This is a genomic window from Mesorhizobium sp. LSJC280B00 (assembly GCF_000502835.1).
GTDB lineage: Bacteria > Pseudomonadota > Alphaproteobacteria > Rhizobiales > Rhizobiaceae > Mesorhizobium.
Window position 1 is genome coordinate 53,465 of sequence record NZ_AYVL01000008.1, and the last position, 15,091, is coordinate 68,555.

12 protein-coding genes are annotated in these 15,091 nt (G+C 60.5%); 6 read left to right on the plus strand and 6 right to left on the minus strand.

The window, feature by feature from the left end; genetic code table 11:
- Positions 1-41 precede the first annotated feature (41 nt).
- On the minus strand, positions 42-857 hold the full coding sequence (locus X773_RS52665; protein ID WP_023676447.1) for an oxidoreductase: 816 nt from the start codon (positions 855-857) through the stop codon (positions 42-44).
- A gap of 107 nt (positions 858-964) precedes the next feature.
- Between X773_RS52665 and X773_RS52670 the strand changes: the two genes are divergently transcribed.
- Positions 965-1,549 (plus strand): TetR/AcrR family transcriptional regulator, encoded by a 585-nt coding sequence (locus tag X773_RS52670; protein WP_023676448.1) that lies wholly within the window; start codon positions 965-967, stop codon positions 1,547-1,549.
- 12 nt (positions 1,550-1,561) lie between these two features.
- On the opposite strand, the gene X773_RS52675 is transcribed toward X773_RS52670, so the two are convergent.
- Complete coding sequence (locus tag X773_RS52675; RefSeq protein ID WP_245274687.1) at positions 1,562-2,611, minus strand: LacI family DNA-binding transcriptional regulator; 1,050 nt, start codon at positions 2,609-2,611, stop codon at positions 1,562-1,564.
- 146 nt (positions 2,612-2,757) lie between these two features.
- Here X773_RS52675 and X773_RS52680 point away from each other — a divergent pair, with 146 nt between their 5' ends.
- The 5 genes from X773_RS52680 (at position 2,758) to X773_RS52700 (ending at position 7,564) form a co-directional block, all read left to right on the plus strand.
- On the plus strand, positions 2,758-3,798 hold the full coding sequence (locus X773_RS52680) for an ABC transporter substrate-binding protein (protein WP_023676450.1): 1,041 nt from the start codon (positions 2,758-2,760) through the stop codon (positions 3,796-3,798).
- Positions 3,799-3,923: 125 nt separating this feature from the next.
- On the plus strand, positions 3,924-4,961 hold the full coding sequence (locus tag X773_RS52685) for an ABC transporter ATP-binding protein (protein ID WP_023676451.1): 1,038 nt from the start codon (positions 3,924-3,926) through the stop codon (positions 4,959-4,961).
- A complete protein-coding gene (locus X773_RS52690) occupies positions 4,958-5,845 on the plus strand; it encodes an ABC transporter permease (RefSeq protein WP_023676452.1) in 888 nt (295 codons plus the stop codon). The genes X773_RS52685 and X773_RS52690 overlap by 4 nt, the downstream gene beginning before the upstream one ends.
- Entirely contained in the window at positions 5,838-6,629 is a 792-nt protein-coding gene (locus tag X773_RS52695) for an ABC transporter permease (protein WP_023676453.1), read from the plus strand. Before X773_RS52690 ends, X773_RS52695 begins: the two co-directional genes overlap by 8 nt.
- A 14-nt stretch (positions 6,630-6,643) precedes the next feature.
- Entirely contained in the window at positions 6,644-7,564 is a 921-nt protein-coding gene (locus tag X773_RS52700; protein ID WP_023676454.1) for a 5'-methylthioadenosine phosphorylase, read from the plus strand.
- A 493-nt stretch (positions 7,565-8,057) separates the two neighbouring features.
- Here X773_RS52700 and X773_RS52705 read toward each other — a convergent pair whose 3' ends face one another.
- From X773_RS52705 to X773_RS52720, 4 genes are all read right to left on the minus strand, one after another.
- A complete protein-coding gene (locus X773_RS52705) occupies positions 8,058-8,540 on the minus strand; it encodes a GNAT family N-acetyltransferase (RefSeq protein WP_245274688.1) in 483 nt (160 codons plus the stop codon).
- 184 nt (positions 8,541-8,724) lie between these two features.
- Positions 8,725-10,461, minus strand: coding sequence for an adenylate/guanylate cyclase domain-containing protein (locus X773_RS52710; RefSeq protein WP_023676456.1), 1,737 nt, complete (start codon positions 10,459-10,461; stop codon positions 8,725-8,727).
- Between the two features lie 1,315 nt (positions 10,462-11,776).
- Complete coding sequence (locus X773_RS52715) at positions 11,777-13,705, minus strand: adenylate/guanylate cyclase domain-containing protein (protein ID WP_023676457.1); 1,929 nt, start codon at positions 13,703-13,705, stop codon at positions 11,777-11,779.
- A gap of 335 nt (positions 13,706-14,040) precedes the next feature.
- A complete protein-coding gene (locus tag X773_RS52720) occupies positions 14,041-15,066 on the minus strand; it encodes an aldose epimerase family protein (RefSeq protein WP_023676458.1) in 1,026 nt (341 codons plus the stop codon).
- Between the last annotated feature and the right edge of the window lie 25 nt (positions 15,067-15,091).

Consider the following 15,091-nt stretch of genomic DNA (forward strand, 5'->3'; position numbering starts at 1 on the left):
TGCTAGTCGCATGTGCGTGAAATCCTCTGGCTCGCCGTTGTTCAGACCGGCAGTCGGAACTGCTTGCGCAGGCTCTTGTCGAAAATCCCCGCGGGGGCAAAGCGGCGCAGCAGGCTGACCTGGCGCGCTGCCTTACCAGCGGTATAGCGCCGCCGCGGACGGGCATCGGTCGCTGCCTTGACAACCACATCCGCCACCACTTCCGGCCGATCGGCCTTGGGCATCACATCGCCCAGCAGCGCCTTGAACCCGGCTCGAGCCCGATCGTATTCCTTCAACAGCGAATCCGGCTCGATGCCGTTCTGGTCGAAGACGGTGCGGACGAATGCCGGCTCGATGACGGAAACGCGGACGTTGAAGGCGCGCACCTCGTGGTCGAGCGATTCCGAATAGCCTTCGAGCGCGTGCTTGACCGCCGAGTAATGAGCTGTGTATGGCGCGGGTACCAGTCCCAGAATCGAGCCGATATTGATGATGCGCCCTTCGCCGCGCCGCCGCATCGACGGCAACACCGCATTGGTCATCCGCATGACGCCGAACAGATTGACGTCGAATAGGGCTTGTACCTGTGCGACCGAGGATTCCTCGGCGCCTCCTAGCAGACCGACACCGGCATTGTTGACCAGGAGGTCGATCCGGCCAGTCTGCGCAAGCACGGTGGCAACGAGCGCATTGACGGCCGCATCATCGGTCACGTCGCATGCCAGCATGGTCACTCCGCCCGGACCATTACTGGTCTTGCGGCGACTTGTCCCGAAGACAGTGAAACCCGCCCGCGCCAAGGCCTCGGCGCTGGCGCGGCCGATGCCCGAGGAGGCTCCGGTCACGATTGCGGTTTTTTCAGAATTCCCATTCATTTTTGATGTTCCAGGTTCGAGAGGTCTAGCTTATTTCCACGAATTGAATTATGGTCGTAATATCAGATTATGAACATAATGCAATAGCAGGACAGGAAAGAAAGACCATGCGCTACGAAAAGGGCCGAAAAGACGCGTCACGCAGCCGGATCATGGAGGTCGCCGCCGAACGTTTTCGATCTGACGGCATCGCGGCGTCCGGGCTGGCGACCATCATGAGCGACGCCGGGCTGACGAACGGCGCCTTCTATCCGCACTTCCAGTCCAAGGCGGAGCTCGTCCGTGAAAGCGTGGCGGCGGCGCTGGACGCGCAGTCGCATCAAGTGCAGGAAGCGTTGGCCGCCGGCGGTCCGGAAATGGCCATAGAGACGTATCTATCGGCCGAGCACCGGGACAATCCTGGAAAGGGTTGTGCTTCGGCCGCGTTGTTGCCGGAAATCGCGCGGCAGCCGCCTGAAACGCGAGCCCTCTATGCCGAGCGCGTTCAATCCCTGGTGCGCCAGATAGCCGAAGCTCTGCCGCCGACCGAGGATCCCGAGGGCGCTGCGTTGGGCATGTTTGCAACGCTCATCGGCGCGCTTCAACTCGCGCGCGCCGTGGAAGGGACGGAATTGTCGGATCGCATCCTTGCGGCGGGAGCAGTTGCCGCAAAGGCGCTGATCCGGCCGGTTCAAGACGAGGTGGCCCCCTGAGGGCAGCCCGGATTATTCGGCCGGCTCGAATCTGCCTTGCACCAAGACTGTCTCCACCGGCCCAAGCGGATTGATGATCCGGCTCTCCAGGACTTCGATAAGTTTGCGTCCAACACCCGCCATATCCACGGAATGAACTCCGATCTTTGCCGGCAGGAAGCGTGCCAGCCGCGTGCTGTCACGGGTGACGATGTGGACGTCGCGGCCTGGTGTAAGACCCCGCTTGCCGAGAGCGTGCAACGCTCCCAGAAGGCCCAGTTCGTTGGCGCACGCCAAGCCCGTTGGCGGATCTGATGACGCCAGCAAGCGATCGAACCAGCCTGCGCTCGATTCCATGGTGAACATGCCATGACCGATCAACGATGGGTCGATCGGAATACCAGCCTCGGCCATTGCCCTTCCATACCCGGAAAGACGCATGGCACTCGCCTGGTCCTCCGGAACGAGAAGTTGCAGCGCAATGCGTCGACAGCCCTTATCCATGAGCCGCCGGGTCGCCTCGTAGGCAATCTGTTCATTGTCGACATCGACATAAGGATACGCGATATCCATGTCGGTTCTTCCAAACGCGACGAACGGCATGCGTTTATCCAGCAGCAGCTTGACGCGCGGATCAGCCGACACCAGGCGCGTGATGACCAGGCCGTCTGCGCTGCGAGCCTGAAGCTGCCGCTGCACACTCTCAACGGGATCGTCGTCGGGAGTGGTGGAATAGATGGACAGACTATAACCGGCTTGCCGCGCCGCCAGCGTCATGCCTTCGATTAAAGGAAGCTTCAACAGATCGGACAGATGGTCTCGTGTTTCCATCGGGAGTACGGCCGTCAGCGTCTGCGTTCGACCGGTTTTGAGCGCGCGACCATGATGATTTGGTAAATAGCCGACCCGCTTAGCCGCCTCCTTGACGCGGGCTATGGTCGAGGGCTGCACTTCCGGTCCATCTTTCAGAGCGCGGGAAACCGTGGTCACCGACAGGGAAAGTTCCGCGGCGATCTGCTTTAGATTGGCCATTGTTCGCCCGACTTCATTTGCGAAAGCGCCGGCTGATTTGCTGACCGCCATAACGTTACCGAATTCGACATCCCGGTCAATCGAAACTCCCGTAGGAAGCAGCTTGACTCCAGCGCATTGAGATGCAATCGTAACGTTACGATTACAAAATAATGGCTCTTTTGAGCGATGTTTGATAAAGTTGGGGAGGAGAACCTATGTCCTGGCTACGCATTTCCTTAACAGCATTCGCAATCTCGGCTGCCCTGCCCGTTCATGCGCAAACAGTCACCATCACGACCGCAGGTGGGGATTATGGTAACGCCATGAAGGAAGCCATGTGGGGCCCTGCTGCAAAAGAGCTTGGCTATGATGTCCGCGAGGAGACCCTAAGCGACGGCCTGGCCGCCTTGAAGATGCAGGTCACCTCGGGTGCGGTCACGACCGACGTCATTCACCTGGGCTCACCGGAAGGTGCCCAGGCCGCCGCACAATCGCTGCTGGAGCCACTCGACTACAAGATCATCGATCCGAAATCCGTCCCGGAGGGTGCGAAGTCCGACTACTGCTATCCGTTTGACTCCTATGGCACCGTCATGTCGTGGAACACCAAGACCTATGGCGAGAACCCGCCGAAGACATGGGCGGAATTCTGGGATGTTGCCAAATTTTCTGGCCGTCGCGCGTTGCGCGCCAATGCGCAAGACTCGATCGAGATCGCGCTGCTCTCCGATGGCGTGGCACCGGCGGACGTCTATTCCGTGCTCAGCACCCCGGAAGGGCTAGAGCGCGCCATCAAGCGGCTTGAAGCGATCAAACCAGATGTCGCCGTGTGGTGGACCTCGGGCGCCCAGTCCGCGCAGTTGCTGAAAGACGGTGAGGCGGATTTGGTCATTACCTGGAACGGACGCGCGCAAACCGTGAAAGCAGATGGCGGCGCGGCTGACTACACGTTCAAGGGTTCGGTCATCGGCACGGACTGTCTTGGGGTGCCGAAGGGAGCGCCGAACAAGGAAGCCGCGATGAAGCTCATCGCAGCGATGACGCAGCCCGCGCGGGTTGCCAAGCTGACCGATTTCATTGCCTACGGCCCAGTCAATCCTGCGGCATATGAGGGTGGCCTTATTCCCGAGGACCGTCTGAAGACCCTTGCGACCGCACCTGAAAATGCTGGCACTTCGGTGTTTTCCAATTCAGAATGGTGGGTCAAGAATGGCGAGGCTGCCCAAAGAGCCTTCGATGAAATGATGGCTCGCTGACTCTCAGCTCTGACGCATGTCGCGCAAAAATGTGCAGCGCGACAACGACATGCATGAAAACAAGAACCTAAAGCGCGTCGCGTGAAGCCGGTCGAACGCGATGCGCTTCAAGGCTGGAGCACATGATGAAGTCGCTCGCGATCACCATCGAAAGCGTGCACAAGGCTTATGGGTCCTACGTCGCACTGGATGATGTTTCGCTCGACATTCAGGCTGGCGAATTCCTCACGCTGCTTGGACCATCGGGATCGGGCAAGACCACGTTACTCATGGCTCTGGCCGGTTTTGTCAGGCCGGATTCCGGTAAACTTTTCTTGGGCGATCGAGACATCACCCGCCTGCCGCCCGACAAACGAGACATCGGCATAGTATTCCAGAATTACGCCTTGTTTCCGCACATGAATGTCCTGGCGAATGTCGCGTATCCGCTGGTGCTGCGCAAGGTACCGAGAGCGGAGGCGCGTCAGCGGGCGCTTGATACCTTGGCCCGCGTGAAGCTGGATGGTCTGGCGGAGCGCAATATTGCCGCACTATCCGGCGGCCAACGTCAACGGGTGGCATTGGCGCGGGCTATCGTCTTCGAACCGCGCGTGATGTTGATGGACGAGCCGCTGTCGGCGCTCGACAAGAACCTGCGCGAGACCATGCAGTATGAGATCCGGCGTCTGCATGATCATCTACGGATCACCACGATCTATGTAACCCACGACCAGCGCGAAGCGCTGATTATGTCTGACCGGATTGCGGTGATGAATTCTGGCCGCATCCAGCAGATAGATACGCCGCAGCGGATTTATGATCGTCCATCGACCCGCTTCGTCGCGGAGTTCATGGGCGAGGCCAACATTGTGGCCCCGGGCTCAGCGCGCAGAATCGACGGCGCCGAAGCATCACGCGAAACTCTGATGATCCGCGCCGAAAGCTTCCATCTTGATGCGAAGCTCGTCGGGGGAGACGGAGTGGCTCTCGAAGGAATACTGCGCGCCAAAGCGTTCCGCGGCGAGAACTGGCTTTTGACGCTGGCGCTTGACGGCGGGCAAGAGGTTCTTGTCTGCATTCCGGCAGCGCTGGCCGGCGGCTGCGCCGAGCTTGCCGCCGGTCAGCGGATGACCGCATATGCACCAGCAGCGAAGGTTCACGCGATACCGGGAGCGATGGCGTGATCGTCGTCCGGGACCCGGCGCTCGCGGCGGATGCGCGGCGCGAGCGGCGGTTTTTTCTTTCACTTTCGCTCCCGGCGCTGTTCATCGTTGGACTGGCGGCGATACTGCCCATCCTTTGGATCATCCGGCAATCCTTCCTGACCACCGGGGGTGAGTACACCGTCGGCAACTACCAGAAGGTCCTTTCGAGCGGACTGACGTGGTCGGCGCTCGTCACGACCCTCGAACTGTCCTTGGGTACGCTGGCGGGCTGCATTGTTCTCGGCACCCCGCTGGCGCTGGCGCTGGCCAGTGTCAGACCAAGGCTGGCCAACGTGCTCATGGCGTTCGTCATGCTGCCGCTGTGGACCTCTATTCTGGTGCGTACCTATGGTTGGCTCGTGCTCTTGCGGCGCGACGGCCTGATCAACGCGGCTTTGACCGGTTCAGGCCTGACGGCGGAGCCATTGCCGCTGGTCTACAACTTCACGGGAACGCTCATCGGCATGGTGCACTACATGCTGCCACTTTTTCTGCTGCCTGTTTATGCTGCGATGCGCGATATCGACCCAAATCTCATTCGCGCGGCTGCGAGCATGGGGGCCACTCTCAGGCAGGTCATCCGCACAGTCATTATGCCGCTTTCGGCGGGCGGCGTCTTCTCGGGTTCGATCATCGTCCTCATCTACGCCATAGGTTTTTTCATCACGCCGGCGGTGCTTGGCGGCGGCAAGGTAAATCCGCTCTCTACCCGGATCGAGCGTACACTATCGACCTTTCAGGACTGGGGGTCGGCAAGCGTCCTGGGCATTCTGCTCCTCGTTCTTATGGCGCTGATCGGTGTGATGTTGCTGGCGGCACGCCGTCTGGTGGCCCAGAACACCGTGGAAGCCTCCCATGCTTGAAGCCTATCCGCAAAACAGGCTCGCCCGCATTTTGCTCTGGAGCTTTGCCGCTCTTGTCATGGCATTTCTGATGCTGCCGACGCTCGTGGTGGTGCCGCTTTCCTTTTCGGCGTCGAATCTCCTCGAGTTTCCGCCGCAGGCCTACTCGTTGCGCTGGTACGAGAACTTCTTCGGCTCGGCAACGTGGATGGCCGCGCTCAGAACGAGTTTGATCCTTGGGACGTTGACGGCGTTGATCGCGGTGCCCTTCGCGCTGCTCGCCTGCATTTCAATGAATCGGCTGGGCGGAAAGACCGCTGCGGCCATCCAGAGCGTCCTGCTGACCCCCTCAATCACCCCAGGCATCCTGCTTGCAATCGGTCTCTTCTTTGTGTTGGCCGCACAACATCTGATCGGAACGCTATTCGGTGTGCTGGTCGGACATGTGGTGCTGGCTGTTCCGGTCGCCTGCATTGTGTTGCTACCCGCTCTCGCCCGCTTTGACTGGAACCAGGTTCAGGCGGCGCGCAGCCTCGGTGCAAACTGGGCCAGGTCCATTGGCGGAATCATCGTTCCGCAACTTCGGATCAGCTTGCTGTCAGCGACATTGATGGCGTTCCTGACTTCGCTCGACGAGTCCGTGATTTCGATCTTCATCGCAAGCGGTCGCAACAGCACGATGCCGAAGCTTATGTTCCTGTCGCTGCGCGATCAGATCGATCCGACCATTGCGGCGATCTCGACATTGTGGACCGTCATCGTCGTGGCCGTGGTCCTGATTGTGACCCTTCGCCAAAAATCCTGACCGAGACTGGAAACATGCCCACCAATTATCATGCAGCCGACGATCTGACGGATCATTCGACGGACATCCCTCAGGTAGGGTTGGCCATCATCACCGGGTCGGCAAACTGGGGGCTTGCCTTCCCGGAAGATGTCGAATTCGATGGTGTGCGCACCTTGCGGCGCGACATGAGTTTTGAAACACCTTTCGGTCGCACCGACAACTGGAAGCTGCTCGAGTTCGATGCGTCGATCACAGCGGAAGGGAGAGCAAAACGCGCGCTGTGCATGTATTCGCACGGCAATCCCCGCGACCGTATCGACCATTCCTGCCATCGCCGCGCGTTCTGGGTATTGATGCGGGCGGGTGTACGGCAAGTTCTCGCCTGCTCGACTGTAGGCGCCGTCAACAAGGCGATCCAGCCGGGCGACATGGTGGTGACCGCCGATATCATTGAACTGACGCAGACCCCGTTTTCACTGCTTCCTGACCGTCAGAGCTTTGACTGTTCGGGCAAGCAAATCGTGTGTCCAAGATGTGCGGCGGTTCTGGTCGAAACGGCCCGCCGTCATTGGCCAGCCGAATGCCGCGTTTATGGCATCGAACAGCAGTTGGTGGCTGCCCATTGTTATGGGCCCCGGCTGACAACGCCTGCCGAAGCCTTGGCATATCGGGGCATGGGGGCGGATGTACTCAACCATTCCATCGCCCCTGAGGCGACCTTGTCGCGCGAGATCGGCGCGTGTTTCGTGCCTTGCGCGTTCGTGACGGCAGGCTTCAACGACTATATGGATCGCAATCGCCAGAAATTGCTGCAGGAGGACGTGCTGCCCAGTCTCTCCATGACAGCCTCGCGGGTCGCGCTGGAGACCGCCGCGCGACTTCCCGCTGATCCAGAATGCTCCTGTCACGGCTTGAAGTCGCCTCAGCCGAAAGAACGCTCCAGCCGGTTCTGAGATAACCCGCCAGATAGCTGAAGCTCTGCCACCGACCAAGAATCCCGAGGGCGCTGCATTGTGCGTGTTTGCGACGTTCGAAACGCTGAGGGCGGCGTTTGAGGATTAGGGTCAAAACTCAATCAGACTGGCTGCCGCCAATGGCCCAGATGGGCGGAACTTGCCGTTTGAATTAGTCGGCGGGAATGAGCACAGAGCGCCATTTGCTGACAATCATGGCGCTTCACCATTGCGGTCGTTCTCGCTACGACCTGATGCGGACCCGAAGCGGATGGTCGTTTGATCCGGTTAAACTCAACGCGCCACCCTACCACGTGCGCCATCTCGAGACGTTCGCGAAAACCTCCACGTCGGTCGCGACTCGACCATGGAGCGGAAGTACAGGCGAAGTCCTGTTTCGTTCGAGATGGCCTGGTTCAATCTCCAGCATCCTCCTCCTGCCATACTGGCCGGAGCGAGTGCCGGCCGCGAGCGAGTGGCCTTTGAGCGTAGCTCAGAGCGTCTTGCTCATCATCAGGATCGGAACCGGAGCGCCGCCACGGTCATCGACGAATTTCTCGGCGGGTTGGTAGCCGCAGGCTCGATAGAGCGGCTCTCCTGCCATCGTGGCTGCCAGATCGGCACGGCGGAAGCCCTCAGCCTTAGCGGCACGTTCACACAGCGAAAGGATAAGGCGGCCGACGCCTCGCCGGACAAAATCCGGATGCGTATACATGGCTCTGATACGCGCCGCGTCCGTGGCTGGATCAAGCAGTGCCGCGTTGCGTCCCGGTGACTGATCACCACCATACATGGTCGTGCGCCGGCTCCAGCCACCGCACCCTGCCAGGACGCCGTCGTGCTCCACGACGAAATAGGTGCCATCATCGACAAGCTGCGTGTCCAGCCCCATGATTGCGCGGCTGGATCGGATCTGTTCATCGTCGAGAAACGGTTTCTGGAGTTCGGAGATCGCTGCATCCATGAGCGCAATCATGAAGGCGAGGTCCTCGCGTCGCGCTATCCGGTGCCGAAAGTCTTCACTGGCCATGTTCAAGCACACCATGAGGCGAAACAAACGCACGATATGGCGAATTTCGTTCCGTCAGAAGACCAAAATATTCGCTGCGGCAGCCTTGGGACGCCTGTCGACAGCAGGCCGAAGGTATAACCAATGACAGTCATTCTGGCAGCCCCGCCATGCGATAACCTTCCACGATATGCCGGCGCACGTCTTCGGCTGGGAATGGCTGCGAATCCGACCAGTGCCGGATAGTGAAGTGCGGATTGCTTATCATGAACATTTTCGCCTCCCAGCGCGCTTCCTCCAAACGGCCAAGTTGCGCAAGGCTTGCTGCAAGCAGGCGTCGTGAAGTCGTGCGATAGGTTTCGGACCTGCGCAGCGTTTGGATCGCGGATTCGTAGTCGCCCATGGCATATTGGGCCTGGCCCAACATCCAGTAATACCAACCGGGCGGGTGAGGGTTGAGTCGCAGTGCCCTGCGGACCTGCTCTATGGCTTCGGCAGGTCGGCCCTTTTCCGTCGTCAACTCGGCCTGCATTGCCCAAGCGTCGGCGTGGTTGGGGTCCAGCTCGTGGGCAGCATCGAATTCGGCATCCGATTCCACCCAGCGACTCTCATGTCCCAGTATGACGCCCAATACCCATCTGTTCCCGGCGTCGTTCGGGTCGAGTTCGACCGCCAGCTGTGCTTCGGCGAGCGCTCTTGCGCGGTTGGGGTCCATCGGTTCGTCCCAGAACTCCCAGCCCAGCCAGAGGTTGAGTGCCAGCCAACGGTGCGCCTCCGCGTATTCCGGGTCGAGCGCGATTGCCCGGTTCAGCAGCAAAATGGCCTCTTTCGCGGTGAGCGCCGTTTGCAGGCCAAGGGCCCGGGCACGCACACAGAGATCATAGGCCTCCAGGTTGCTCGGTCTGTTGCGCGCCGGCGCGGCGATCAGGCGGCCAACCAGAGCCTCGACAATCTTGCCGGTCACCTCGTCCTGAACGGCGAAGATATCTTCTAGGCTCCGGTCGAATCTTTCGGCCCAAAGGTGGTCACCCGCGATCGCGTCGATCAGTTGGGCGTTGATACGCACCCGTCCAGCGGCCCGCCGTGCACTACCTTCAAGAAGATGGCGAACTCCCAGTTCTCGCGCGATGCGACGCACATCCACGTGCCTGCCTTTGTATGCAAATGCCGAGTTGCTGGCGATGACGAACAACTCGCTTGTCCTCGACAGATCCGTGATCAAGTCTTCGGTGAGGCCATCGACAAATGCCTCCTGCTCCGGATCATTGCTCATGTTCGTAAAGGGGAGGACGGCAATGGAGGGCTTGGCGGGGAGCTGCAGAGGCGCTTTCTCCGCGAGCCCGCCATCGTCCGATGCGGTCGACAGCCGGATCCGGTAGACAGACACCGGTTCGGTGACGTTCTTGATCGCTTGCGGACCAAGTTCGTCGAAGCCGCAATCGAGCTTCCGCTTGACTTGGTCGTAGACGCTGCCGGACACACAGACATCTCCTGCCCCGGCCATTGCCTGGAGCCGCACTGCGACAATGACGCCGTCGCCGAACAGATCGCCGTCCTCGACAACGACATCGCCCAGATTGATGCCGATATGCAGGTAGATTCTCCGGTCGGCGGTCACACCCTCGTTTGCGGCCGCCATCCGCTTCTGAAGGTCCACGGCGCATGACACGGCGTTCACCGCGCTTCCGAACTCGACCAGAACGCCATCACCCATCACTTTCACAATACGGCCATGACGGTCGCGGACGAGTGGTTCGAGGATTTCCTTCCTCCTCCTCCTTAAAGCGGCCAACGTTCCTTGCTCGTCCAGGTCCAGAAGTCGACTGTAGCCCACCACGTCGGCAGCCAATATGGCGGCAAGGCGGCGTTGGGCGCGTTCTTCGGCCATTTCGCGTTGCTTTCATTGAAAGCAGAAGAGCGAATTTTATGCCGCCCATTTCAAAAGTCTATCAGGTTGACTTCGAGGCTCGATCGCCAAGCAGCTACATAGGGTGATCGCGCCTGTCGATTGTCCCCACTGGGGCCACGACTTGCGCTTGGGGCTCGTCTTGGAGAAGGTCAGCAAGGCGTCAGTGCCGAGTGCCGCGAATGTCGGCTATCGGGGGTAAAATGGGCTGACGAAGGGCAGCTCAGGGTCAGATCGCGTCATGCGACGCTCGCAACTGATCGACTGCAAGGGTCGGAACTCGGTCGTCTTAGAGTGATTTGGGTTTTGGCGGCTAGAGCGGCCCGGCATGAGGTGGTCCGGACTGTGAACGAGGGTGTCGGCAGAGCGCGTCTCATAGGGGGCCACAAGCCAGTGCCCCGCCGCCGACAAACACCGGCGGGCGGGTGCCTTGGGGACACGATGGTAGATTGCCAATGCGTTCGCGGGTGTGGCCTTAAGTCGCAAACTATTGGCTTCAGAAGCAGGGCGTCGGGCTTCATTGACGGTGCTACCAACACCATATGGTCCGTAGCCCTCCCAAACGAGAGAAGCTCGCCCCGACGGGTCGCACTGCGGCCGTCAGCCGGCAATTGCTGTGAACTAGGAAACCATCATGCCTGAAAATATCAGACTAACTTCGAGAGACGTCCCTCTCATTCAGCTAGGCCTCTATCAGTGCCGCTTCCCGGTGAGCGAAGACCCGTCAGTACCCGGCGGCTATCGTTTTTGTGCTGGGCCAACTTCGCCGGATCGCGTCTACTGCGATCACCACCACCACATTGTGACCGCCGTGGACCCTCGTCGAGCCCGTTCGGGTCTCCACCTCGCTCAACGACGCGCCGCGTAAGTCTGGCTGGCGGCGGCCTCCCGGCCAGGCGCTATGCGCTCCAATGGCTACGACCTTTCCGTCGGCTCGGTCTGGCCCATCCTCCCTTATGCCGTCTTCGCCGATGTCTCCCCCTTCGCCCGATTGAGAACGACGACTTCTCGCCGAAGCGATCGCTTCGGAATGCCGTCGTAGCCCGACCCGAAGCTCAGTGAGCTTTTGTAGAGGTCGAGGGTCCAATCCAACGTCTGGACTCCACTGGAGTGCCTGCACTCGAGAGCGATTGGCTCTCCGGCAGCCGATAAGGATCCAAATTTAAGCGCCACTTGCCGCCATTCATCGTTTGGCCAGTGAACTGTCGCTTTCGATGCACAGCGGTCGTTCCTGGCAACGCGCGCCGTTCGCGCGCTGGCGAGCAGCGACCCTCGCCTTTCTTTGCACAGGGGTGTTCTATGGCTGCCCGAGAGGCTTCGCCTCCCCCGCCTCGCATTCCGACAATCGCACAGGTTTGGCGAGTTTCGCCAGCGCCTCGGGCTTGGCGCAAGCCGGAAAGCCGGCGAGCGGCATTGTTTCAATAAACCGGCTGCGCTCTTTAGTGCTCAAGCCCACTTCATTAATCATGCTCTCGACGGTCAGGTCCGGGTACTGCTTGAGAGTTTCCCTAACCGAAGCATTCGCCTCATCCATTCGACCCAGAGCCGCAAGGGAGCTGCTAAGCACCACCCACTTCCACTTGTCGTAGTTGTTAGGCGTCATGCGCTCCAGCATCTTCAACGCGTCCTCATATCGGCCGGCCATAAAATAGGCAGGGGCGAAGAAGTTGGACGTCCACATCGGGTAGTTCGGGTCGAGCCGCATTACTTGGTCGACCATCTGAGCGCCGCGTTCGGGTTCATTGAAGCGTGCCGCAAAGCCGGTATAGAATGTCAGGATTTCGGACGAACCGGGAGCTAGACGAAGGGCCGTGTCCAGCTCAGCCTTGGCGCGGGCGTTGTCGCCCTTCTGGCTGAGGCTCATACCAAACACGGCGTGTGCCTCAGCGTCACTTGGATCGAGCCGCACCGCGCGTTCGGCCACATCGGCAGCCGCCTTGATCTCGCTCTCGGGATTGATACCGAAGCCAGCCAATATACCATGAGCATGATAAAGTTCTACCCAGGCCCGGGCCAGCCCGGGGTCCAGCTCAACGGCGCGGTTGAGAAGCGCGATGGCCTCCTCCTCATCCGCTATGGTGATCTTTTCAATCTTCTCGGTCCCGAGCAGATAATAATCATAAGCATTCAGGTTTTCAGGTCGTTTACGTTTGGCCGCGGCCCGCCCGGCCGCCTGAATCAACCCTACGCCGCCGCCCAGACGGTTGGTGACTTGCTCTGCGATCTCGGTCTGGACGGCGAAAACGTCCTCAGCAGGCCGGTCCCAACGATCCGACCAAAGATGGTTGCCGGTTTGTGCATCGATCAACTGCGCGGTGACCCGCACCCGCCCATTTTGCCGCTGGATAGAGCCTTCTAGTACGAAGCCGACATGGAGCGCACTTGCTACCTGGCGGGCATCCACCGGCTTGCCTTTGTAAACTTCCGTCGAATTCCGGGCCACGACCTTAAGTTCGGGAAACCGCGCGAGGTCGGCTATGATATCCTCAGTCAAGCCATCGGCCAAACGCCCGGTGGCCTCGTCGCCGCCATAATTATTGAAGGGCAGCACCGCGACCGATGGCTTGGCCCCCAGCGGCGCGGGCTGAAAGAACCACCAGGTCCCTCCACCCGCCAGAGCCAGCACGACGATGGCCGCTGCAGTCGTCCTGGTCCAGCGCGGCATCGCCTTGCGTAAGGTCCAACGCACCCGCTTGCCATCGAGCCTCAGTCGGTACATCCGCACGGGGCGGCTGATGTTCTTGACCTGCTGCTCGCCGGCGAAATCGAGGGGCAAATCAAGCTTGCCCTGCAGATGGTCAAAGGCCGTGCCCGATACGATCACGCCGCCCGGCTCAGCGAGTTGCTGCAACCGCGCGGCGACATTGACGCCGTCGCCATAGACATCGCCGTCAACCAGCGCAACGTCGCCCAGATTGACCCCGATGCGGAACACGATGCGCTCAGGCTCTGGCAGACCTTCATTGCGCGCGGCCGCCGCGCTTTGGATTTCCGCTGCGCAGGCGACTGCGTCGACCACGCTTTCGAAGGCGACAAGCGCGCCATCGCCCATCAACTTGACGACGCGGCCATGGTGCTGGGAGATGGCGGGGTCGAACACCTCGGAACGAACGGTTTTCAATCGCTCAATGGTTCCGGCCTCATCGGCCTCCATCGCCTTCGAGTAGCCAACCATATCGGCCGCCAGGATCGCCAGCAGCTTCCGATTGAGAGGGGGAACCGCCATATGCGCCTCTTTATGGCACAACCCTACACCCATGGAAGCGTCGGAGCCAGAACGCGCCGTTGGCCGCGCGGTGAATGACCGCTCGTCAGCCGTTCCTGACTTTCGACCGGGTGCGGATGAACGTCTTCAACGGGTCAACTTGCGTCGTCAGGGCTCTCGGCGTCAAAGGTCCGAGAGGGTTCGAAGTCGGTCGTTCAGAGTGATTGCGTTTTGACTCCAGAGCGCCGCGCGTCATTGGACGCGCAAAGGACGCTATAACACTTTGAATTTTGCATGATCCTTTCCGAACCGGAGGTCAGCGCAGCAAAACCATGCCGGTTTCCGGGGGTCATGCCCTAAGGCAGCCTGAACCGGTATTCGGTCACGTGATGATAGATCTGGCCCGGCCACAGCGTGGCTTGCGGGAAATACGGCCGGTTCGGCGCATCCGGCCAGATTTGCGGCTCCAGGCAGAAGCCTGAAAACGCCTTGTACTGGCGTCCGCCCAGTCCAGGCGAGGACGGTGCCAGATACTGGCCGGTATAGAGCTGGACGCCCGGCTCGGTCGTCCAGAGCTCCATCTCGACGCCGGAATTCGCGCCTTGCGCCCATGATGCCTGCTTCAGCGGCCCGCGCGTCGAAGCGAGGCAGAAATTCTGGTCGTAGGGGAGTTGCTCGCCCTCGGTCTCCATGCGCAGCGGCCGCGCCTGGCGAAAATCGAAGGGGGTGCCGTCGACCGGCTTGACCGTGCCTGTCGGGATCAGATCCGCGTCGACCGGCAGATAGGCGCCGGCATTCAGCATCAGCCGGTGGTCGAGAATGTCGCCGGTGCCGCCGTCATCCAGGTTGAAATAGGAATGCTGCGTGAGGTTGCAGAGCGTCGGCTCCTCGCAGGTGGCGGTCAGTTCGACGCTGAGCGTGCCGGGGATCTTGAGCCGGTAGGTGCAGGTCACGTCGAGCGCGCCGGGAAAGCCCATCATGCCGTCGGGGTCGTGCAGGGTCAGCGTGACAAAATCCCTGCCATGCAGCGAAACCGCCCAGGCACGGCGCGAAAAACCTTGCGAACCGCCATGCAGCGTGTGCTTTTCGAGGAAATTGCGCTCGGTCTGGTAGCGTTTGCCGGCAAGCGTGAAGCGGCCGTCGCGGATACGGTTGGCATAGCGCCCGACGACAGTGCCGAAGAAGGCGGTGTCCGTCTCATAGTGCTCGAAACGATCATAGCCGAGCACCAATGGCGCCTCGTGCCCGGCCAGGTGCAGATCCTGGATGATCGCACCCAGGCCGATGATGTTGGCGGTAAGGCCGCCGCCACGAATGGTGAAACGGCGGACTTCCTCGCCCGCCTGCGTCGTGCCGAAAACCTCGCCGTCCTTCATCGCCATGCCCGCAAGTTCATTGATCGATGCC

What these genes read in the sequence shown, in the direction of transcription:
- X773_RS52710 (WP_023676456.1), bottom strand. Translation starts at nt 10,461, where the DNA reads ATGGCCGAAGAACGCGCCCAACGCCGCCTTGCCGCCATATTGGCTGCC.
- X773_RS52665 (WP_023676447.1), bottom strand. Translation starts at nt 857, where the DNA reads ATGAATGGGAATTCTGAAAAAACCGCAATCGTGACCGGAGCCTCCTCG.
- X773_RS52680 (WP_023676450.1), top strand. Translation starts at nt 2,758, where the DNA reads ATGTCCTGGCTACGCATTTCCTTAACAGCATTCGCAATCTCGGCTGCC.
- X773_RS52675 (WP_245274687.1), bottom strand. Translation starts at nt 2,611, where the DNA reads ATGGCGGTCAGCAAATCAGCCGGCGCTTTCGCAAATGAAGTCGGGCGA.
- X773_RS52695 (WP_023676453.1), top strand. Translation starts at nt 5,838, where the DNA reads ATGCTTGAAGCCTATCCGCAAAACAGGCTCGCCCGCATTTTGCTCTGG.
- X773_RS52700 (WP_023676454.1), top strand. Translation starts at nt 6,644, where the DNA reads ATGCCCACCAATTATCATGCAGCCGACGATCTGACGGATCATTCGACG.
- X773_RS52705 (WP_245274688.1), bottom strand. Translation starts at nt 8,540, where the DNA reads ATGATTGCGCTCATGGATGCAGCGATCTCCGAACTCCAGAAACCGTTT.
- X773_RS52715 (WP_023676457.1), bottom strand. Translation starts at nt 13,705, where the DNA reads ATGGCGGTTCCCCCTCTCAATCGGAAGCTGCTGGCGATCCTGGCGGCC.
- X773_RS52685 (WP_023676451.1), top strand. Translation starts at nt 3,924, where the DNA reads ATGAAGTCGCTCGCGATCACCATCGAAAGCGTGCACAAGGCTTATGGG.
- X773_RS52720 (WP_023676458.1), bottom strand. Translation starts at nt 15,066, where the DNA reads ATGGCGATGAAGGACGGCGAGGTTTTCGGCACGACGCAGGCGGGCGAG.
- X773_RS52670 (WP_023676448.1), top strand. Translation starts at nt 965, where the DNA reads ATGCGCTACGAAAAGGGCCGAAAAGACGCGTCACGCAGCCGGATCATG.